At 71.1% G+C, this 19,651-nt stretch carries 17 protein-coding genes; 13 read left to right on the top strand and 4 right to left on the bottom strand.

Annotated features, from left to right (window positions below; genetic code table 11):
* Nucleotides 1-161: 161 nt before the first annotated feature.
* On the top strand, nt 162-2,210 hold the full coding sequence (locus ASE68_RS03785; RefSeq protein WP_157421534.1) for a right-handed parallel beta-helix repeat-containing protein: 2,049 nt from the start codon (nt 162-164) through the stop codon (nt 2,208-2,210).
* A 70-nt stretch (nt 2,211-2,280) separates the two neighbouring features.
* Here the strand turns inward: ASE68_RS03785 and ASE68_RS03790 are convergent, their stop codons facing one another.
* Nucleotides 2,281-3,033: a FadR/GntR family transcriptional regulator gene (locus tag ASE68_RS03790; protein WP_235480753.1), complete on the bottom strand. Its 753-nt coding sequence runs from the start codon at nt 3,031-3,033 to the stop codon at nt 2,281-2,283.
* 137 nt (nt 3,034-3,170) lie between these two features.
* Between ASE68_RS03790 and ASE68_RS03795 the strand changes: the two genes are divergently transcribed.
* From ASE68_RS03795 to ASE68_RS03845, 11 genes are read left to right on the top strand one after another with little or no spacing between them, the layout of a single operon-like run.
* Nucleotides 3,171-4,541, top strand: coding sequence for an ABC transporter substrate-binding protein (locus tag ASE68_RS03795; RefSeq protein ID WP_055855296.1), 1,371 nt, complete (start codon nt 3,171-3,173; stop codon nt 4,539-4,541).
* Nucleotide 4,542: 1 nt separating this feature from the next.
* Nucleotides 4,543-5,487: a carbohydrate ABC transporter permease gene (locus tag ASE68_RS03800; RefSeq protein WP_082461966.1), complete on the top strand. Its 945-nt coding sequence runs from the start codon at nt 4,543-4,545 to the stop codon at nt 5,485-5,487.
* A gap of 1 nt (nt 5,488) precedes the next feature.
* Entirely contained in the window at nt 5,489-6,415 is a 927-nt protein-coding gene (locus tag ASE68_RS03805) for a carbohydrate ABC transporter permease (RefSeq protein WP_082461967.1), read from the top strand.
* A 13-nt stretch (nt 6,416-6,428) separates the two neighbouring features.
* Complete coding sequence (locus tag ASE68_RS03810; RefSeq protein ID WP_055855298.1) at nt 6,429-7,580, top strand: mandelate racemase/muconate lactonizing enzyme family protein; 1,152 nt, start codon at nt 6,429-6,431, stop codon at nt 7,578-7,580.
* A 17-nt stretch (nt 7,581-7,597) separates the two neighbouring features.
* Nucleotides 7,598-8,560 (top strand): MBL fold metallo-hydrolase, encoded by a 963-nt coding sequence (locus ASE68_RS03815; RefSeq protein ID WP_055855299.1) that lies wholly within the window; start codon nt 7,598-7,600, stop codon nt 8,558-8,560.
* Complete coding sequence (locus tag ASE68_RS03820; protein WP_055855302.1) at nt 8,557-9,630, top strand: Gfo/Idh/MocA family protein; 1,074 nt, start codon at nt 8,557-8,559, stop codon at nt 9,628-9,630. Before ASE68_RS03815 ends, ASE68_RS03820 begins: the two co-directional genes overlap by 4 nt.
* Nucleotides 9,627-10,847 (top strand): CaiB/BaiF CoA-transferase family protein, encoded by a 1,221-nt coding sequence (locus ASE68_RS03825; protein ID WP_055855304.1) that lies wholly within the window; start codon nt 9,627-9,629, stop codon nt 10,845-10,847. Before ASE68_RS03820 ends, ASE68_RS03825 begins: the two co-directional genes overlap by 4 nt.
* Nucleotides 10,847-12,007 carry an extracellular solute-binding protein gene (locus ASE68_RS03830; protein WP_055855306.1) on the top strand — a complete coding sequence of 387 codons (1,161 nt, stop codon included), beginning with the start codon at nt 10,847-10,849 and terminating at the stop codon, nt 12,005-12,007. Before ASE68_RS03825 ends, ASE68_RS03830 begins: the two co-directional genes overlap by 1 nt.
* Nucleotides 12,004-12,798 carry an enoyl-CoA hydratase/isomerase family protein gene (locus ASE68_RS03835; protein ID WP_055855308.1) on the top strand — a complete coding sequence of 265 codons (795 nt, stop codon included), beginning with the start codon at nt 12,004-12,006 and terminating at the stop codon, nt 12,796-12,798. The genes ASE68_RS03830 and ASE68_RS03835 overlap by 4 nt, the downstream gene beginning before the upstream one ends.
* Before the next feature lie 43 nt (nt 12,799-12,841).
* Entirely contained in the window at nt 12,842-14,050 is a 1,209-nt protein-coding gene (locus tag ASE68_RS03840; RefSeq protein ID WP_055855310.1) for a fumarylacetoacetate hydrolase family protein, read from the top strand.
* 14 nt (nt 14,051-14,064) lie between these two features.
* Entirely contained in the window at nt 14,065-15,582 is a 1,518-nt protein-coding gene (locus tag ASE68_RS03845; protein WP_055855312.1) for an aldehyde dehydrogenase (NADP(+)), read from the top strand.
* Nucleotides 15,583-15,850: 268 nt separating this feature from the next.
* On the opposite strand, the gene ASE68_RS03850 is transcribed toward ASE68_RS03845, so the two are convergent.
* Together ASE68_RS03850 and ASE68_RS03855 are read right to left on the bottom strand one after the other, a co-directional pair.
* Complete coding sequence (locus ASE68_RS03850) at nt 15,851-16,609, bottom strand: SDR family oxidoreductase (RefSeq protein WP_055855313.1); 759 nt, start codon at nt 16,607-16,609, stop codon at nt 15,851-15,853.
* Entirely contained in the window at nt 16,606-17,676 is a 1,071-nt protein-coding gene (locus tag ASE68_RS03855; RefSeq protein WP_055855315.1) for a zinc-binding dehydrogenase, read from the bottom strand. The genes ASE68_RS03850 and ASE68_RS03855 overlap by 4 nt, the downstream gene beginning before the upstream one ends.
* Before the next feature lie 137 nt (nt 17,677-17,813).
* Between ASE68_RS03855 and ASE68_RS03860 the strand changes: the two genes are divergently transcribed.
* Nucleotides 17,814-18,788: an aldo/keto reductase gene (locus ASE68_RS03860; protein WP_055855317.1), complete on the top strand. Its 975-nt coding sequence runs from the start codon at nt 17,814-17,816 to the stop codon at nt 18,786-18,788.
* 19 nt (nt 18,789-18,807) lie between these two features.
* Here the strand turns inward: ASE68_RS03860 and ASE68_RS03865 are convergent, their stop codons facing one another.
* The gene (locus tag ASE68_RS03865; RefSeq protein WP_055855319.1) at nt 18,808-19,590 is read right to left on the bottom strand and encodes a FadR/GntR family transcriptional regulator; all 783 of its coding nucleotides are present in this window, start codon (nt 19,588-19,590) and stop codon (nt 18,808-18,810) included.
* Between the last annotated feature and the right edge of the window lie 61 nt (nt 19,591-19,651).

Raw genomic sequence — 19,651 nt, forward strand, 5'->3', positions numbered from 1 at the left:
CGGCGCGTCGCCCGCGATTCCGCGGATGGTCGCGCTCCCACGACGATCATCAGACGACTCTCGTGTTGCACATGCTGCACAGGGGGTTGACGGCCCCCGAACGGGGCACTTAGCCTCACAATTCGTATGATGTCATTCGACACATGATCGAGGAGAAATCAATGAGGATACTCACTCAGGCGCGCCTTGCCGCAGTCACGGCCGCCGCAGTGGCGATCGTCGGCGCGGTCGCCGTCGCCCCGGCCGCGTACGCCGGGAACGGCAACGGCAACGGCAACGGTCACGGCGCCGACCGATCGCTGACCGTGGTCGTCGCACCGCACGGCAAGCACGGCGCGCCCAAGGGCGACATCGTCGTGAAGTCGATCGACGCCGCCAAGAGCGTCGTGAAGAACAAGGGCAAGAAGCAGGACGTCACGGTGCTGCTCGACGGCGGCCGCTACGAGCTGCAGCAGCCGCTCGAGTTCGGGCCGCAGGACGCCGGTGCGAACGGGCACACGGTCACCTGGGCGAGCGCGCCGGGCGAGCAGGCCGTGCTCTCGGGCGGCAGTGCCGTCGGCGGCTGGAAGCTGCACGACGCCGAACGCAACATCTGGGTCGCGAACGTGAAGCCCGGCACCGAGTCACGGCAGCTCTACGTCGACGGCACGCCCGCCAAGCGCACGCAGCTGCAGCTCGGCGCCGACAAGAACGACCGCGCTCACCTGACCTGGACCGAGCAGGGGCTGACCCTGAACGACGACCGATTCGGCGACCTCAGCGCGCTCGGCAACCAGTCGGACCTCGAGATCGTGAGCATGGGCTCGTTCACCGACCGGATCTCGCCCGTCGAGTCCATCGCGGGCAACGAGATCACCATGGTGCAGCCCGCCTGGCAGAACAACAACTTCGGCTACGACACCCTGAAGTCGCCCTACAACCGGGGTGCGATCTTCCTCGCGAACGCCTACGAGTTCTTCCAGAACCCGGGAGAGTGGTACCTCGACTCTCCGAAGGGCAAGGTCTACTACGAGGCCGAGCCGGGCGCGACCATGCAGGGCGTCGACGTGCGCCTGCCGCGGCTCGAGACGCTCGTCGAGATCGGCGGCACCTACGACCGCCCCGTCACCGGGCTCACCTTCACCGGCATCCGCTTCGCCGACACGACCTGGCTGCGACCGAGCAGCGAGCAGGGCTACGCCGATCAGCAGAGCGGCGCCCACATGGTCGGCCAGTATGCGCCGCCCGCCGACTACCTCGACACCTGCCAGGACGGCTGCCCCGAGTTCGAGGCCTCGCGCAACGAATGGTGGCAGATCCCGGCGGCCGTGCAGGTCTCCGCGGCATCCGGCGTCGCCTTCGAGGGCAACGAGTTCGGGCAGCTCGGCTCGGTCGGCCTCGGCATCGGCATGGACCCCAACGCCCACGCGACGGGCGTCGGCTACGGGGCATCCGACATCGACGTGCTCGGCAACACGTTCAGCGACCTCGCCGGATCGGGCGTCGTCGTCGGCGGCATCCAGCCCGATGCGCACCACCCGAGCGACCCGCGCATGACCGTGCAGGACATCACGATCGAGGACAACACGATCACGCGCATCGGCCAGGGCTACCGCGACAGCGCCGGCGTGCTCTCGACCTACGTGACGCGCGCCGAGATCTCGCACAACACGCTCACCGACCTGCCCTACGACGGCATCGACATCGGGTGGGGCTGGGGCATCAACGACCCGGGCGGCAACCAGTACTACAAGGACGCCGGCCTCTTCGAGTACCAGCCCGTGTACGACACGCCCACCACGTTCCGCGACAACCACGTGGCGTACAACCGCATCTACGACACGAAGAACGAGATGCACGACGGCGGCAGCATCTACACGCTGTCGGCGAGCCCGGGCACGGTCATCGAGCGCAACTACATCTCCGACAGTCGTGAGACCTTCGGCATGCTCATCGACCAGGGTTCGCGATACATCGAGGTGCGCGAGAACGTGATCCTCGACTCGAGCCGCTACATGTACGTGAACGCCGACACGAACGGTCCCGCGATCTTCAACACCCTCGACCTGACGTTCACGAGCAACTGGTGGACCGGCGGACGCGAGCGCTACGTGCGGTTCCCCGAGTACTTCACGACGTGGACCGACAACGTCGAGCTGAACGGCGTGCCCCAGGAGCAGTGGCCGGATGCCGCGAAGCAGGTGATGGCCGAGGCCGGCGCCCGCGGCTGACGCCGCCCGACCGAGGAACGGCGAACGGCCCTGGAGGAGACTCCCGGGCCGTTCGTCATGTCGGTCGAGCTCAGCGCCGCGGGCTCGGCGGCCGGCGCCGCTCCCACGCGTCGATGATGTGGGCGCGCATCGCGGACTCGGCGGCCTCGGGGTCGCCGGCCTCGATCGCGGTGAACACGAGCTCGTGCTCCTGGAGCGTGAGGTCGAGCTGGCTGTGCAGGTGGAAGCGCGCGCTCTCGCGGGCCTGCGCGAACAGGGTACGCACGAGGCTGTCGGCGAGCCGGTTCGAGGTGATCTCGCCGACGACCGCGTGGAACACGACATCCGCCTCATTGAACCGGGGCTCGTCGCCGATGGTCTCGCGCATGAGGATCAGGGCCTCGCGCAGGCGCTCGAGCTGCTCGTCGGTGCGGCGCAGGGCGGCGTCGCGGGCGATGACCGCTTCGAGGGCCGCACGCACGACGCTGAGCTCGTCGAGGATGCCGAGGGTCGCGTCGTTCGCGACGAGCGCGGAGAGCACGGTGGCGTCGATCATGCTCCACGAGGTGGGCGGCAGCACCTGGGTGCCCCGCCCCTGGGCGACGGTGACGAGGCCCTTCTCCTCGAGGCGCTTGACCGACTCGCGGATGACGGTGCGGCTGACGCCGAACTGCTCGCAGAGCACGGCCTCGGGCGGAAGTGACGACCCCGACGGCAGGTCGCCGCGGACGATCGCGTCGACGAGGGCGCCGACGACCGTCACGCCGAGGCGTGGTGCACGGACGCGCGCGGCGATCGTGGGGTACTCGGCTGCCGCGGTCGGTGCGGCCATCGGTTCGGACATGGGTCACAGCATACCGATCAGGATTCGTAATACCTATGATGTCCCTTGCGAACTTGATAAGACGTATGATGTAATCACTTCTGCCCCCGCCCCTGGGTGCATTGTCGTCAGAGACGCCGACCAGAACAGGATGCGAAATGTCACAGCACTCGTCCTCCCGCCGCCGCGCGGCCCGGTTCCTCACGGTGGCCGCCGCGGCCACCGCAGGGCTCCTCGCGCTCAGCGGTTGCTCCGCAGATGCATCGGGCGGTGGTGACTCCTCGTTGGGCTTCACCCAGGCCGAGCAGGTCGCCGACAGCCCGATCACCGTCTGGGTCGACGCATCGCGCGAGCCGGCGGTCACCGCCTTCCAGGCGAAGTACCCCGACATCGAGGTGAACCTCGAGACCTACGACGGCAATGCCGGCGGCAGCGGCTCGTTCCAGAGCAAGATCTCGCTCATGGACCAGGCCGGCGAGGGATGGCCCGACGTCGTCTTCTCCACGCAGCAGAACGACGCGATCTGGGCGTCCAAGCAGACCACCACCGGTGAGCAGGGCTTCGCGGCGCCGCTCAACAAGGGCTTCATCGAGCAGGACTTCCTCGACGGCTTCGCCCAGGGATCGCTCGACTACACGACGATCGACGGCACCGTCTACGGCCTGCGCAACGACCTCGCGCAGACCGTCTTCTACTCCAACCAGAAGCTCCTCGACGAGTTCGGCTACGAGACGCCGACGACCTGGGAGGAGTACGCCGAGCTCGGCGACAAGCTCGCCGCAGAGCACCCCGGCTACATCCTCGGCAGCATGGGCGACAGCTTCATGACCTACGTCTACTACGGCGGGTCGGAGTCGCCGGTGTTCCAGTCGCCCGAGGCGAACGTGTTCCACTCCGACACGAGCGACGCGAACTCCGAGAAGATCTCGAAGATCATCGACGGCATGCTCGCCAACGGCACGCTCGTGCAGGACAGCTTCTTCAGCGCCGACTTCGCGTCGAAGTACGCCGACAAGCTCGTCGGCGTGCCCGGTCCGGTCTGGTACACGGGCGCGATCTTCCAGGGCGGCCTCGCGGTTCCGGCCGGTGAGATCAGCGTCAGCGCCCCGCTCACGTGGGAGGGCGGCGACGTCGCGGCCGGCAACGTCGGCGGCGGCGTCTGGTACGCCTCGAGCCACTCGAAGAACCTCGACGCGGTCAAGACGTTCCTCGAGTTCGTCACGAGCGCCGACGAGTTCCAGGTCGACGCGTCGTCGGGGTACCCGGCGTACACCGAGGCCGCCGGCAAGTGGCTCGACAAGCAGGCCGAGGCCGGGTACTTCGTCAACGACGACTTCAAGACCGTGATGTCGGATGCCGCGGGCCAGGTCTGGTCGGGCTGGAACGTCACCTCGTGGAGCCCCGAGTCCGCCTGGGCCAAGATCGTGATCCCCGGCATCGCCGACGGCAAGACCATCGAGTCGCTGCTGCCCGCCTGGCAGGAGGAACTCGAGAACGAGGCCACCGTCAACGGCTACTCGGTCGAGTAACGTGACCGTCACCGCACCTCCGGTTCCGGTCGACGCCGTCCCCTCGGGGCGGCGTCGGCCGGAGGGCCGGCGCGCGTCTCGCGTGAACGCGGGGCAGTCGCGCTTCGGCTTCGTCTTCGTCAGCGGGTACACCCTGCTGCTGCTGGCCTTCGGCCTGCTTCCCACGCTCTACGCGCTCTACCTCTCGTTCACGCGCAACGGCGCCTTCGTCGGCTTCGACAACTTCGCCCGCGTGATGGGGGACTACCGGTTCCTGCCGGCCGTCGGGCACGTCGCCCTCTACGTGCTGTACTGGCTGGTCAGCCTCATCGTGCTGGTCGTCGTGCTCGCGATCGTCGTGCACGGCATCCGGGTGCGCTGGCTCGGAAACACGGCCCGCTTCCTCTTCTACATCCCGGGCGCCATCGCAGGTGCCTCGAGCGTGCTGCTCTGGCTGTTCGTGCTCGACCCGTCGGTCAGCCCGGTGTCGGCACTGCTGCACGCCATGGGCTACGAGTCGCTCGTCAACGTGGTCGCGGTCGGCAACCTGCCGGTCGTCTTCACGGTCATCGCCTTCTGGGCCGGAGCCGGCTCCTGGATCGTCATCATGTACGGGGCGCTCAACAACATCCCCGTCGAGGTCATGGAGGCCGCCCGCATCGACGGCGCCGGCCCGGTGCAGACGGCGTGGTACATCCAGCTGCCGATGCTCACCAAGTGGATCAGCTACATGGGCGTCATGTCGCTCGCCGCAGGCACCCAGCTCTTCGTCGAGCCGAAGATCCTCGCGCAGGCGACCAAGAACGTCGTGCCCGAGGACTACTCGCTCAACCAGCTCGCCTACCTCTACGCCTTCCGACAGGGCGACTTCTCGGGCTCGGCGGCCATCTCGGTGCTGCTGCTCGTGGTCGCACTGGGGCTCTCGGCGATCTTCATCTTCCGCGGAAAGTTGTTCGAACGTGACTGACATGACCACCCGCACCATCGTGACCAACGGCGCCCCGCGGCGCCGGGAGCGCCACGCACTCTCACCGGGCCAGTGGATCGGCCGTGCGGTCGTCGTGCTGGTGCTGCTCGTGGTCGCGGCATTCTTCGTGCTGCCGATCATCTGGCTCCTGCTCGCCCCGACCAAGACGAACGACCAGCTCCTGCTCGACGGACCGTTCGCGTTCGGCTCCTTCGAGCAGCTGGCCGCGAACTGGAACGAGCTGTTCGCCTTCGGCAGCGGCGTCTTCACCACCTGGATGGGCAACTCGGCGTTCTACTCGTTCGCCGCGCTCGCGATCACGCTCCTCGTGAGCATCCCGGCGGGGTACGCGCTCGCGCTCATCGAGTTCCGCGGTCGCCGGTTGCTGCTCGTGACCACGCTCATCGTGATGCTCATCCCGAACACGGCGCTGGTGCTCCCGATCTTCCTCGAGCTGAGCGCGGCGAAGCTCATCGGCAGCCCGCTCGCGGTGATCCTGCCGTTCTCGTTCTTCCCGTTCGGCGTGTACCTGACCTACATCTACTTCTCGACGGCCGTGTCGCGCGACCTGCTGAATGCCGCACGCATCGACGGCGCGGGCGAGCTGCGGGTGTTCGCGCAGGTGGCCATGCCGCTCGCGACACCGGTCATCGCGCTCGTCGGCTTCTTCAGCTTCGTGGCGAACTGGAACAACTACTTCCTGCCGTTCCTCGTCGTCGGCGGAACGAAGATCCCCGTGCAGGTCGGCCTCGCGAACCTGCTGGCCAACGTGCCGGCCTTCAACCCGACGACCGCATCGAGCATCGTGATCCAGCTGCCGACGCTGGCACTGGCGACGCTCATCTCGGTCGCCCCCATCCTGTTGATCTTCCTGTTCGCGCAGCGGTTCCTCGTCGAGGGCATGACCGCCGGCGGAACCAAGGAATGAGCGCGAGGCTGTCATGAAGATCACCGGATACCGCACGCTGACCGCCCAGCACCACTGGAAGCGCTCGATCGGCGACGCCAACGGGCACATCCCCGAGGCCGTCACCGAGGTGCCCATCGTCATCCTCGAGACCGACATCGGCCTCGAGGGCGTCGGGATCGGCTCGCACGCCGATCTCGAGCGGCTGTTCCCCGCGCTCGAGGGGGAAGATCCGCGGGGAGCAGCCGCCCTCTTCGACCGCATGCTCGCCCAGGTGTTCAAGAGCGGGCACGCCGGAGCGACCTACGGCGGCGTCGCCACCTTCGATGCCGCCGTCTGGGACCTCAAGGCGAAGGCCGCCGAAGAGCCGCTCTGGCGCCTGCTCGGCGGACGCGACCGCTTCGTGCCCGGCTACGCCTCAGGGCTGGACATCGCGCTCGACGACGAGGAGCTCGTCGCCTTCTACGCGGAGTTCGCCGAGCGCGGGTTCGTCGCGGGCAAGCTCAAGGGCGGCATCGACTTCGACGCCGACCTGCGTCGCCTCGGCATCCTCGCCGACGCCCTGCGCGGGAACACCAGCCGTCCCGGACTCATGCTCGACGCCAACGAGTCGTGGCAGGTCAAGCAGGCCGTGCGCTACGTGACCGCGCTCGAGGAGCACGTCGACCTGCTCTGGGTCGAGGAGCCGCTCCGGCGATGGGATGCCACCGGGCACGCCCGGCTCAGCAACGGCATCAGGGCCGCGGTCGCGACCGGAGAGAACCTCACCGGCGTCGACCAGTTCCGGCCCCTGTTCGACGCCGGGGCGCCCGACGTGGTGCAGGCGGGCGCGATCTGGGGCGTCTCGCACATCCACCGGCTCGCGCTCGCCGCGGCCGCCCGCGACCTGCCGATCAGCCCGGTCGGCTACAACGCCAACCCGGCGGTCGCACACGTGATGACGGCCGTGCCGAACCACCTGACGACCGAGGTGCAGGACGTGCGCTTCGCCGACGGCGTGCTCGTCGACCACGAGTTCGCCGACGGCGGCATCGTGCTGAGCGATGCGCCCGGCAGCGGCATCCGCATCGACGAGGCGCTCATCACCGAGCAGCGCGACGGCGGCGGCTGGGCCGACCCCGCCGGGCCGCACATGCGGCCGATGCGCGCGGGCCTGCGCGTCGTGCTCGACGGCGTCGAGCGCTGAGAAGGAGAACGGACACGATGGAACTCCGACCCGGCCTGCACCGGATCCAGGCCCCGCTCGGCGAGCGCTTCGTCGCGCTCTACCTGCTCGAGGGCGACGACGCCGCCCTGCTCGTGGACACCGGGGTGCGTGAGAGCGTCACCGACACGTTGCTGCCGTACCTCGATGCCGCCGGCATCCCGCGCGAGAAGCTGCGGTGGGCGGTCGACACGCACTGCGACTTCGACCACACGGGCGGCAACGGCGCGCTGAAGGCGGCGATCCCCGGCGTGCAGATCGTCGCGCACGAGCTCGACGCCCCGCTCGTCGAAGACGTGCAGCGACTCATCGACGAGCGCTACGGCGAGTTCCGCGACACCGACGGGTTCGACGACCCGCCCGAGACGACGGCGTACCTGCGGAGCGTCTCCGACCTCGTGCCGGTCGACGTGCGCGTCTCCGGCGGCGAGGAGTTCGACCTCGGCGGACGCCGCGTGCGCGTGCTCCACGTGCCGGGCCACAGCCCGGGCCACGTCGCCATCCACGACGCCGAGAACCGTGCGCTGCTCATCGGCGACGCCACGCTCGGCACGACCGTGCCCTTCGCCGACGGCCGCGCCGCGTTCCCGCCGACCTACCGCGACGTCGATCCGTACGTCGAGAGCCTGCGGGCGTTCCGCGCGCTCGACGCCGACCTGCTGCTCACCGCGCACTACCCGGTCTACGAGGGCGACGGCGTCGCCGCCTTCCTCGACGGGAGCGAGGCCTACACGCAGCGCATCGACGAGGTCGTCTCCGCGCTGCTCGCCGAGCGCACGGAGCCGGCGACCACCCTCGAGCTCGTGCGCGCCGCGGGCGCCGAGCTCGGCCCATGGGGCCCGGATGCGCTCGACTACGCCGTGTTCCCCGTGACGGGCAACCTCGAGCGGCTCGAACGACGCGGACTCGCGACATCCGCCATCGAAGCCGACGGACGACGCACCTGGCGGTGGGTTCGATGAGCGCCCGGGTGCGCCTCGGCGCCGTCGGCGCCGGCTGGTGGGCGACGAGCAACCACTTCCCGATCTTCGCCGCGCGCGACGATGTCGACCTCGTCGGGGTCTGCGGCATCGGCCCCGAGCTCGAGACCGTGCGCGAGCAGTTCGGGTTCGGCATGGCGACGACCGACTACGACGAACTGCTCGACCAGGAGCTCGACGCGATGGTCGTCTCGACGCCGCACGACCTGCACCACCCGCAGGCCGTCGCCGCGATCGAGCGGGGGCTGCACGTACTCGTCGAGAAGCCCGTGACGCTGCGCGCGGCGCAGGGCTGGGACCTCGCGGCCAGGGTGCGCGAGCACGGCGTGCACTTCCTTGCGCCCTACGGATGGAACTACAAGCCGTTCATCGTCGAGGCCAAGCGCCTCGTCGAGGCCGGGCACCTCGGCGAGATCCAGCACGTGACGTGCAACATGGCCTCGCCGACCCGCGGCCTCTTCGCCGGCGACACGAACCACATCCGCGCGCTCTGGGACTCCGAGACGAGCGGCCCAGAGCCGAGCACGTGGCAGTCGCCCGCGCGCGGCGGCGGCTACGCCCACGGTCAGGTCACCCACTCGAGCGCCCTGCTGTTCTGGCTGAGCGACCTGCGCGCGGCATCCGTCATGGCGAAGGTCTCGAACGGCGGTGCCGCGGTCGACCTCTTCAACGCGGCCGTCATCACCTTCGACGGCGGCGCGCTCGGGTCGCTCTCGGGTGCCGCGACCGTGCCCGACGGCGACCCGTACCAGGTCGACATCCGGATCTTCGGCACCGAGGGGGTGCTCATGCTCGACACCGAGCGCGAGCGCGCCTGGGTGCATCGCTACGACGGAACGCGCTTCGACATCGAGGTCGAGCCGGGCGCCGGCGCGTACGAGTGCATCGTGCCGCCGAACCGGTTCATCGACCTCGTCACGGGTGCGAGCACCGAGAACAACTCCGACGTCGAGGTGGCGGCCCGCTCGGTGGAACTGATCGACGCCATGCTGCGCAGCGCTGCTGCGGGAGGGACCGACGTGAACGTGCACGACGAGGAGCAGGCCGCATGACCCAGGGAGTGCTCGCCGGATACCGCGTCATCGACTGCTCGATCGCCATGGCCGGCCCGTTCGCGGCCCAGCGCCTCGGCGATCTCGGGGCCGATGTCATCAAGGTCGAGCCGACGACCGGCGAGTGGCAGCGCCACGCCGCAGCCGGCGGTGCCGCCGGCAACGAGATCAACGTCTCGTTCCTCTCGCTGAACCGCAACAAGCGGTCGATCGCGCTCGACCTCAAGGCCGACGACGGCAAGGCGGCCCTGCGCGAGCTCATCGCCGGCGCCGACGCGTTCCTGCAGAACTACCGGCCGGGCGTCGCCGCGAGGCTCGGCGTCGACTACGAGTCGCTGCGGGAGATCAACCCGTCGATCGTCTACGTCTCGATCTCGGGCTACGGCGAGGACGGCCCGTACCGCGACCGCCCCGGCCAGGACCTGCTACTGCAGGCGATGTCCGGCGCGATGTACTCCGCGGGCCGCGACGGCGACGAGCCGTCGCCCGCCGGCCAGTACCTCGCCGACGCGATCACCGCGTCGACCGCGTTCGAGGGCGTGCTCGCCGCGCTCCTGCACCGCGAGCGCACGGGCGAGGGCCAACTCGTGACCGTCAACATGCTCGACGCGCTCACGACGCTGCAGATGCAGGAGCTCTCGGTCTTCACGGTGGGCCGCAAGGCCCAGCAGCGTTCGGCCCAGCCGCACGCGCACGTCTACATCCGCGCGCCCTACGGCGTCTTCGAGACGAGCGACGGGTACGTCGCGCTCGCCTTCGCCGACCTGCACGAGCTCGGCCGCCTCATCGGCGAGCCCGCGTTCGAGGGCTGGTCGAGCGAGGTCGAGGGCTGGACCCGTCGCGACGAGATCCACTCCCGCACGGCGACGAAGCTGCGCGAGAACACCGCGGCGCACTGGATCGCGGCCCTCGGCGCCGCCGGCATGTGGATCGGGCCGGTGAACGACTACGCGCAGCTCGTCGACGACCCGCAGATCCGGCACAACGGCACGTTCATCGAGTACGAGCACCCGACCGAGGGGCGCGTGAAGACCCCGGGGTTCCCCTACCGCTTCTCGGCGACGCCGCCGCAGCTCTACCGCGGCGCACCGCTCGTCGGCGAGCACACGCGCGAGGTGCTGGCCGAGGCGGGGTACGACGCCGACCGTATCGACGCGATCCTCGCCTCGGGTGCGGCACGGGCGACGGATGCCGCGCCCGCCGTCGCCGGCGCCTGATGACCGGGTACCTCGGCCTCACGTGGGACCACCCGCGCGGACGGCACGCACTCGAGGCCGCGGCTGCGGCGACGACGGATGCCGCGGGCAGGCCGCTCATCGAGTGGCACGTGCACTCGCTCGAGGGGTTCGAGTCCGCGCCGATCGGCGAGCTCGCCGAACGCTACGACGTGATCGTGCTCGACCACCCGCACCTCGGCGACGCGCTCGCCGCCGGAGCGCTGCGCCCGGTCGACGAGCTGTTCCCGGCCGAACTCGTCGCGCGCCTGCGCGCCGACACGGTCGGCCCGAGCGCCGCGTCGTACACGGTGGACGGCTCGCTCTGGGCGCTGCCCCTCGACGCCGCGACGCAGGTGTCGGTGCGGGTGCCCGAACTGCTCGACGCCGCACCCGCCACCTGGCACGAGGTCGCGGCGCTCGCCGAAGCCGGTGTCGCGCGCGTCGCCCTGAGCCTCGCCGGGCCGCACGCGCTGCTCACCCTCATGTCGGTCTGCGCGGCGTTCGGCCATGAGCCGGCGACCGAGCCCGGCACCGGCCTCCTCGACGCCGAGGCGGGTGCGGCCGCGTTCGAGCTGCTCGCCGGCATCGCCCGTCGTGCGCCCGCCGACACCGCCGAGCTCAACCCGATCGACCTGCTCGAACGCATGCGCAGCCGACGTGACCTCGCGTACGTGCCGCTTGTCTACGGCTACGTGAACTCCGCCTCGGGGCCGGGCGCGCTCGCGTTCGACGACGCGCCGGCCGCGACCGCGGGCGGGCGCCCCGGCTCGACGATCGGCGGCACCGGCATCGCGATCACCACCCGCAGCACGCCCGACCGCGCGCTGCTCGACCACCTGGCCGGGCTCTTCGACCCCGCCGCGCAGGCGGGGTTCATCCCCGAGCACGACGGCCAGCCGAGCCTCCGCAGCGCCTGGACCGACGACGCCGTGAACGCGGCATCCGGCGACTTCTACCGCCGCACGCTCACGACCATCGAGGGGTCGTGGGTGCGGCCGCGCGTCGCGGGGTACACCGCCTTCCAGTCCGAGGCGTCCGCGATCCTGCGCGACGCCTTGCTCGGCGACGCCCCGCCGGCCGCTGCCGGGGTCGACGCCATCGACGCCGTCAACGCCCGCTTCGACGCCCTCGCGTCCCTGACCGAACGGAGTCACGCATGACCGACCTCCAGTACCCGCACGACCACGAGCACCTGCGCGTCGAGGTGGAGGGTGCCGTCGTCACCATCACGCTCGCACGGCCCGAGAAGCTGAACTCCGTCACGCAGCAGATGTCCAAGGCGCTCGTGCACGTCATCGAATGGGCGGATGCCGCAGACGAGGTCCGCGCCATCGTGCTCACGGGCGACGGCGACCGTGCGTTCTGCGCGGGCTCCGACATCCGCACCCTCGATGCCTACGCGACGCCGTGGGAGTTCCGCAACCGCGCGGACTACTGCGACGCGATCCGCGCCGCCCGCAAGCCCGTGATCGCCGCCGTCAACGGCTACGCGTTCGGCGGCGGCCTCGAGACGGCGCTGAGCTGCGACATCCGTCTCGCCTCGACGACCGCGAGCTTCGCCGCACCCGAGATCAAGCTCGGCTGGATCGGCGGCGGTGGCATGAGCACGTTCCTCGCGCACTCGGTCGGTCCGTCGAACGCCGCCGTCATGCTCATGACCGGCGACCCGATCGACGCCGACACCGCCCTGCGGTGGGGCCTCGTCACCGAACTCGTCGAGCCGGCCCGACTCGTCGCCCGGGCACAGGAGCTCGCCGCCGTCATCGCGAGCCGCCCGCCGATCGCCGCCGAGACCGCCAAGGCGAACCTGCGCGCGGCGTTCAACATGACGCAGGATGAGTCCATCCGCTACGAACGCGACCTGCAGACGATCACCTTCGCCACCGCCGACGCCGACGAGGGCCGCGCCGCGTTCGCCGAGAAGCGCCAGGCGACCTTCCACCGCCGATGACCGGGCGAGCCGCCACAGCCGCCGACCACGAGGAGCACCACCGATGACCTGGCCCGAAGCACGAGACCTCCTGCCCGTCGACGCCGACCGCGCGACCCTGGTCGGCCGCGCCTGGCTGCCCGCCGCCCCCGGCGCAGACGCGGCCGCCGCCGGCCCCGCCGTGGTCGCCCTGCGCGGCGATGACCTGCTCGACGTGTCGACCGCGTTCCCGACGATGCGAGCCCTGACCGAGGCTGCCGACCCGGCCGCCGTGCTGGCCGAGGCGCTCGCGGCCGGCGCAGGGCGGCACATCGGCAGCCTCGCCGAGGTCGTCGCGAACACCCCGCCCGAGACGAGGGATGTCGCGCGGCCGTGGCTGCTCTCGCCGATCGACCTGCACGTGGTGAAGGCCGCCGGCGTGACGTTCCCCGTGTCCATGCTCGAACGCGTCATCGAGGAGCGGGCGCGCGGCGACCAGGACGCGGCGGCCGTGATCCGCCGCGAGATCCTCGACACGATCGGCGGCAGCCTCGACGACCTGAAGCCCGGATCCGACGAGGCGGCGGCGCTCAAGGCGCTGCTGCTCGAGCGCGGATGGTGGAGCCAGTACCTCGAGGTCGGCATCGGACCAGACGCCGAGGTGTTCACCAAGGCGCCCGTGCTCGCGACGGTCGGCACGAGCGTGGATGTCGGCGTGCACCCGGCGTCGCAGTGGAACAACCCGGAGCCCGAGGTCGTGCTCGTCGTCAGCTCCGACGGCCGCATCGTCGGCGCGAGCCTCGGCAACGACGTGAACCTGCGCGACGTCGAGGGCCGCAGCGCACTGCTGCTCGGCAAGGCGAAGGACAACAACGCCTCGGCCTCGGTCGGCCCGTTCATCCGCCTGTTCGATGACGGGTACGCGCTCGACGACCTGCGGCAGGCGGTCGTGTCGCTCACGATCGACGGCGTCGACGGCTACCGCCTCGACGGCACGAGCGAGCTCGCGCGCATCAGCCGCGACCCCGCCGATCTCGTCTCGCAGGTCGTCGGCGAGCACCACCGGTACCCGGACGGGTTCGTGCTCTACCTCGGCACGATGTTCGCCCCCGTCGACGACCGCGACCTGCCCGGCCGCGGCTTCACCCACCACGACGGCGACCTCGTGCGCATTGCGGAGCCGCGCCTCGGCGCACTCGTGAACCGCGTGCGCTCGACCGCGGACGCCGAGCCGTGGACGTTCGGCATCGACGCCCTCTACCGTTCCCTCGCCGCGCGCGGCCTGCTGCGCTGACCCCGGAGACCCGAATGCTGAACACCACCGATCCCCGCACCGGGGCCGTCACGCCCACCGGGCTCGACGCGACCGCGCCCGAGCAGGCCGACACGATCGTGCGCGCCGCCCAGGCCGCCTTCGCCGACGTCGCCGGCCGTGACCGCGCGTGGCGTGCCGGACTCCTGCACGCACTCGCCGACGCCCTCGAGGCCGATCGCGCCGGGCTCGTCGCCGTCGCCGACCGCGAGACCGGCCTCGGCGCCGCCCGCCTCGACGGAGAGGTCTCTCGGAGCGCGTTCCAGTTCCGCCTCTTCGCCGAGGCCGTGCGCGAGGGCGGGTACCTCGAGGTCGCGATCGACCACGCGGGCCAGACCGCGCTCGGGCCCGCGCCCGAGCTGCGTCGCATGCTCATCCCGATCGGGCCGGTGGCGGTGTTCGGCTCGAGCAACTTCCCGTTCGCGTTCTCGGTGGCCGGCGGCGACACCGCCTCCGCGCTCGCCGGCGGCAACGCCGTGGTGCTGAAGGCGCACTCCTCGCACCTCGAGACCTCCGCGCGCTCGTTCGCGGTGCTCTCGGAAGCGGCCGGCGCATACGGCGCCCCCGATGGCCTCCTCGGCATCGTCTACGGCACCGCCGCCGGTGCCGCGCTCGTCGCGCATCCGCTCGTTCGCGCGGTCGGCTTCACCGGCTCGCTGCACGGCGGGCAGGCGCTCATGGACATCATCGCCGGCCGCGACGAGCCGATCCCGTTCTACGGCGAGCTCTCGAGCCTCAACCCGCTCGTGATCACGCCGGGCGCCGCCGCCGCGCGTGCGACCGAGATCGCCGACGGCCTGTACGGATCGTTCACGCTCGGCTCCGGGCAGTTCTGCACGAAGCCCGGCGTCGCGTTCGTGCCGGCCGGCGCCGACGGCGACGCGCTCGTCGCACGGCTCGTCGAGCGGGCGACGGATGCCGCGGCATCCGTACTGCTCAACGAGCGCATCGCGACCTCGTTCGACGACATCCGTGCGCGACTCGTCGCCGCGGGCGCGGTCGACGTGCTCGCCCGCGGAACGGAGGGGGCCGGTACGGACGGGGGAGCGGGGTTCACGGCCGCGCCCACCGTGCTCGGCGTCGAGGCGACCGCGCTCACGGCCGAGATCGCCGAGGAGGCGTTCGGTCCGCTCATCGTGGTCGCCCGGTATGCCGACGACGGCGAGATCCTCGCGGCGCTCGACGCCGTGCCCGACTCGCTGACCGCGACCGTGCACAGCGAGCCCGCCGAGGTCGAGGCCGTCACAGGCCTCGTCGCCGCGCTCGCACCGCGCGTCGGCCGCATCGTATTCGACGGCTACCCCACGGGCGTACGCGTGTCGTGGGCGCAGCACCACGGCGGCCCGTGGCCCGCGACGAACTCGCAGCACACCTCGGTCGGCGTGAGCGCGATCCGCCGGTTCCTGCGCCCGCTCGCGTACCAGGACGCGCCGGAGGCCGTGCTGCCCGCAGAGCTGCGCGACGGGTATCGCGGCATCCCGCGCCGCGTCGACGGACGCCTGCAGCTGGACTGACCCGCCGCGGCGGTCGCCACTCGTCGCCGCAGTCGCCGCTCGTGCGACGTGTCCGGCGCGGCGCGCTCACGCCACGCCGGGCCTTGCGCCACGCCGCGCTGCGCGCGCGAGTGGTCACGTTCTGCGGGAATCTGAGGCCCGGAAGCAGCAGAACGTGACCAGTCGCGGATGCCCCACCGTGCGCCGCGTCGGGGTGGGCCGGACGCCGGACCCCCCTCCCCGAGCGCGCTGCGCCCGACGGAGGCGGCAGGCGCAGCGCGGCGGGTGCTCAGCGCCCGAGCCACCCGCCGTCGACGGGCAGGATCACGCCGGAGACGTAGTCGGAGGCGGGCGAGGCGAGGAACACCGTCGCCCCGGCGATGTCGTCGGCCCGACCCCAGCGGCCGGCGGGGATGCGGTCGAGGATCGCCTTCGAGCGCTCGGGGTCGTCGCGAAGGTTCCGGGTGTTGTCGGTGGCGATGTAGCCGGGCGCGATGCCGTTGACGGTCACGCCGCGCGCGGTCCACTCGTTGGCGAGGGCCTTCACGAGGCCGGAGATGCCCGATTTCGCGGCCGCGTAGCCCGGCACGTTGATGCCGCCCTGGAAGCTCAGCAGACTCGCCGTGAAGATCACCTTGCCGCGGCCGTGCGCGAGCATGCCGGCGCCCACCGCCTGCGTGAGCACGAACTGGCTCGACAGGTTCACCTCGACGACGCGGTCCCACCACTCGAGCGGATGCTCCGCGGCCGGGGCCCGCTCGATGGTGCCCGCGTTGTTCACGAGGATGTCGATCTCGCGTTCGCGCAGCTCGGCGCCGAGCGCGATCACGGCGTCTCGGTCGGCGAAGTCCACCGCCCTGGCCTCGAAACGGCGACCGTGCGCCTCGACGGCGGCGGCGATCGCGCTGCCCTCGGCCTCGATCGTTGCGCTCACGCCGATGATGTCGGCGCCGGCCTCGGCGAGGGCCTCGGCCATCGCGAAGCCGATGCCGCGCTTGGCACCGGTGACCACGGCGGTCGTGCCGGTGAGGTCGAACGAGACGCTCATGCGGATGCCCCCTGGTGCTGCTGCTCGGGCCGCCTCTGCTGCTCGGGCTGCCCGGCCTGCACGTCGACGAGCACCTTCATGGCCCGTCCCGCCTCGAGGTCGTCGAACGCTGCGCGGGTCTCGGCGAGCGGCACGATCTTCGTGATGAGCACGTCGGCCGGGATCGTGCCGTCGGCGACGAGCTCGACGGCCCGCTCGAAGTCGGTGCGCTGGTAGACCCGGGCGCCGAGGATGCGCAGCTCGCGCCAGAACACGCGCTGCAGGTCGATCTCGCGCGGGGTGGGGTGGATCGCGACGACGACGAGCGTGCCGCGCACCTTGGCGAGGGCGGTGGCCCCGAGCACGGCCTGAGCGGCGCCCGAGACCTCGAAGACGACGTCGGCGCCGGCTCCGCCCGTCCATTCCTCGACCCAGGCGACCTGGTCGACCTCGCGCGGGTCGAGCGTCGGGAAGCCGAGCCCGGCGATCTGCCCGCGGCGGTTGGCGTCGAGCTCGATGACGGCGACCTCGGCGCCGAACGCGCGGGCGACGGTGGCGATGAGCACGCCGATGGGGCCGCCGCCGATCACGACGGCGCGTTCGCCGCCCGCGATCTCGGCACGGCGCACGTCGTGCACGGCCACGGCGACGGGCTCGACGAGCGCGGCGGCGTCGAGTGCGATGCCGTCGGGCAGGGCGACCAGCACGTCGGCCGGCACGTTCCAGGTCGCCTGCAGCGCGCCGGGGGAATCGATGCCGATGAAGTCGAGGTTCTGGCAGATGTGCTCGTTCCCCGCGAGACACGCGGGGCAGGTGCCGTCCCATGCGAGCGGCATCACGGTGACCTGCTGCCCTTCGCTCCAGCCCTCGACGCCCTCGCCGACGGCGTCGATCGTGCCGCTCATCTCGTGTCCGAACACGAGCGGGGTCTGCACGCGGGCGTCCATGCTGCCGTGCAGGATGTGCAGGTCGGTGCCGCAGAGGCCGACGTAGGCGACGCGAAGGCGCACCTGCCCTGGTGCCGGCTGCTGCGGATCGGCCTCGGCGATGGCGATGGTGCGGTCGCCGGTGTAGGTGGCGGTCAGCATTGATCCTCCAGATCGATGTTCGGGCGGATTGAGGAGACCAATCGGCCCGTATCGCTCCGATTATGCCAGACGAATAGCGTCCTTCCTTGAAATCATCTAACCTTTAGGAACCCCGTTCTCATGCCTGGAGGAACTCGATGAAGAGTCGCACGCTGCGATCCGGTCTGTCGCCGACCGAACTCGGCTTCGGCGCCGCGCAACTCGGCAACCTCGCCCGTGCCACCACCGACGACGAGGCCGCCGCCGCCGTCGCGACCGCGTACGACCGCGGCATCCGGTACTTCGACACCGCCCCGCACTACGGTCTCGGCCTCTCCGAGCGTCGGCTCGGGGCGGCGTTGGCCGCCTACCCGCGCGACGAGTTCGTGCTCTCGACGAAGGTCGGCCGACTCATCGTGCCGAACGAGGCCTACGACGGCAGCGCGCGCGACGACGAGGGCTTCGACGTGCCCGCCGACCTTCGGCGGCGGTTCGACCTCAGCCGCGACGGCATCCGTCGCTCGATCGACGAGAGCCTCGAGCGGCTCGGCCTCGATCGCATCGACATCGCCTACCTGCACGACCCCGACGCGTACGGGGTGGAGGCCCACGCCGAGGCGATCCCCGCGCTCATCGAACTGAGGGACGAGGGCGTCGTGCGCGCCGTCGGAGCCGGCATGAACCAGTCGGCGATGCCGACCGAGTTCGTGTTGCGGCACGACATCGACCTGATCATGCTGGCCGGGCGCTACACGCTGCTCGAGCAGGGGGCGCTCGACGACCTGCTGCCGGCCGCCGCCGAGCGCGGCGTCGGCATCGTCGCAGCCGGCGTCTACAACTCGGGACTGCTCTCGCGCCCGCGCCCGCCGGCCGATGCGCGCTACGACTACGCCCAGGCGCCGGCCGAGATCCTCGCCAGGGCGAACGCGATCGCCGACGTGTGCGAGGCGCTCGGCGTCACGCTGCCCGAGGCCGCCCTCGCGTTCGCACTGCGGCATCCGAGCGTCGTCTCGGTCGTGGTGGGCATGCGCACGGCCGACCAGGTCGAGCAGACCATCGAGCGGTACGCCGTCGAGGTGCCCGACGAGCTCTGGTCGACGCTGGCCGAGCGCGGGCTGCTGCGCGATGCGTGACGAGCGGATGCCGCGACGATCAGTCGCCGGGCACATCCGCGACGGGCGCCCCGCCGTCGACGATCTCGGGAGCCGACTCCTCGAGGTGGGCGGCGGTGTACTCCTCGACGCCGAGCACGTGCACCATCATGCGGATGCGGGCCCGGTCGGGGTCGCGCGCCACGAGGGCGTTGAGGATGGCGCGGTGCTCCTGCTGCGTCGAGTGCACGGCGTCGTGCTGGTGGATCGCGCGCCACAGGCGGGCGCGGGCCGTGCGGCTCACGAGCGCGTCGATGATGGCGGCGAACGCCGGATTGCCGCTCGCGTTCGCGATGAGCCGGTGGAAGTCGGTGTCGACGTCGATCGTCGCCTCGAGGTCGATGCGCTCGTCGGTGAGCAGCGCCTCACCGCGATCGAGGATGCGCGCGGCCTCGGCCAGGTCGTCGTCGCTGATGCGCATCGCCGCATGCGCGGCGGCCTCGGGCTCGAGCACGCGACGTACGCCGAGCAGGTGCACGTTGTTCTCGGGGCTCTGCAGTTCGGCGAGCATGCCGAGCGGCTCGAAGAGCCGGCCCGGCTCGAGCGAGGTCACGTAGGTGCCGTCGCCCTGCCGGGTCTCGAGGATGCCGAGGATCACGAGCGCGCGCACGCCCTCGCGGAGCGGCCCCCGCGAGACGCCGAGCCTCGCCCCGAGCTCGCGCTCGACGGGCAGACGGGAGCCCGCGACGAGCTCTCCGCTCGTGATCATCTGACGGATGCCGTCGATCACGACCTGGGCGCGGGATCGCGCCGGGCCGGCCTCGGGGGTGTTCTCGCTCGTCATGGGCACAGCCTAGGTCACCACCCGCGCACCACTCGTGAATTCATCAGATCTTTGGAGGAGG

Source organism: Agromyces sp. Leaf222, assembly GCF_001421565.1.
Lineage (GTDB): Bacteria > Actinomycetota > Actinomycetes > Actinomycetales > Microbacteriaceae > Agromyces.

Coding starts and splice junctions, on each gene's coding strand:
- ASE68_RS03785 (WP_157421534.1), top strand. CDS start 162: ATGAGGATACTCACTCAGGCGCGCCTTGCCGCAGTCACGGCCGCCGCA.
- ASE68_RS03790 (WP_235480753.1), bottom strand. CDS start 3,033: ATGTCCGAACCGATGGCCGCACCGACCGCGGCAGCCGAGTACCCCACG.
- ASE68_RS03795 (WP_055855296.1), top strand. CDS start 3,171: ATGTCACAGCACTCGTCCTCCCGCCGCCGCGCGGCCCGGTTCCTCACG.
- ASE68_RS03805 (WP_082461967.1), top strand. CDS start 5,489: ATGACCACCCGCACCATCGTGACCAACGGCGCCCCGCGGCGCCGGGAG.
- ASE68_RS03810 (WP_055855298.1), top strand. CDS start 6,429: ATGAAGATCACCGGATACCGCACGCTGACCGCCCAGCACCACTGGAAG.
- ASE68_RS03815 (WP_055855299.1), top strand. CDS start 7,598: ATGGAACTCCGACCCGGCCTGCACCGGATCCAGGCCCCGCTCGGCGAG.
- ASE68_RS03820 (WP_055855302.1), top strand. CDS start 8,557: ATGAGCGCCCGGGTGCGCCTCGGCGCCGTCGGCGCCGGCTGGTGGGCG.
- ASE68_RS03825 (WP_055855304.1), top strand. CDS start 9,627: ATGACCCAGGGAGTGCTCGCCGGATACCGCGTCATCGACTGCTCGATC.
- ASE68_RS03830 (WP_055855306.1), top strand. CDS start 10,847: ATGACCGGGTACCTCGGCCTCACGTGGGACCACCCGCGCGGACGGCAC.
- ASE68_RS03835 (WP_055855308.1), top strand. CDS start 12,004: ATGACCGACCTCCAGTACCCGCACGACCACGAGCACCTGCGCGTCGAG.
- ASE68_RS03840 (WP_055855310.1), top strand. CDS start 12,842: ATGACCTGGCCCGAAGCACGAGACCTCCTGCCCGTCGACGCCGACCGC.
- ASE68_RS03845 (WP_055855312.1), top strand. CDS start 14,065: ATGCTGAACACCACCGATCCCCGCACCGGGGCCGTCACGCCCACCGGG.
- ASE68_RS03850 (WP_055855313.1), bottom strand. CDS start 16,609: ATGAGCGTCTCGTTCGACCTCACCGGCACGACCGCCGTGGTCACCGGT.
- ASE68_RS03855 (WP_055855315.1), bottom strand. CDS start 17,676: ATGCTGACCGCCACCTACACCGGCGACCGCACCATCGCCATCGCCGAG.
- ASE68_RS03860 (WP_055855317.1), top strand. CDS start 17,814: ATGAAGAGTCGCACGCTGCGATCCGGTCTGTCGCCGACCGAACTCGGC.
- ASE68_RS03865 (WP_055855319.1), bottom strand. CDS start 19,590: ATGACGAGCGAGAACACCCCCGAGGCCGGCCCGGCGCGATCCCGCGCC.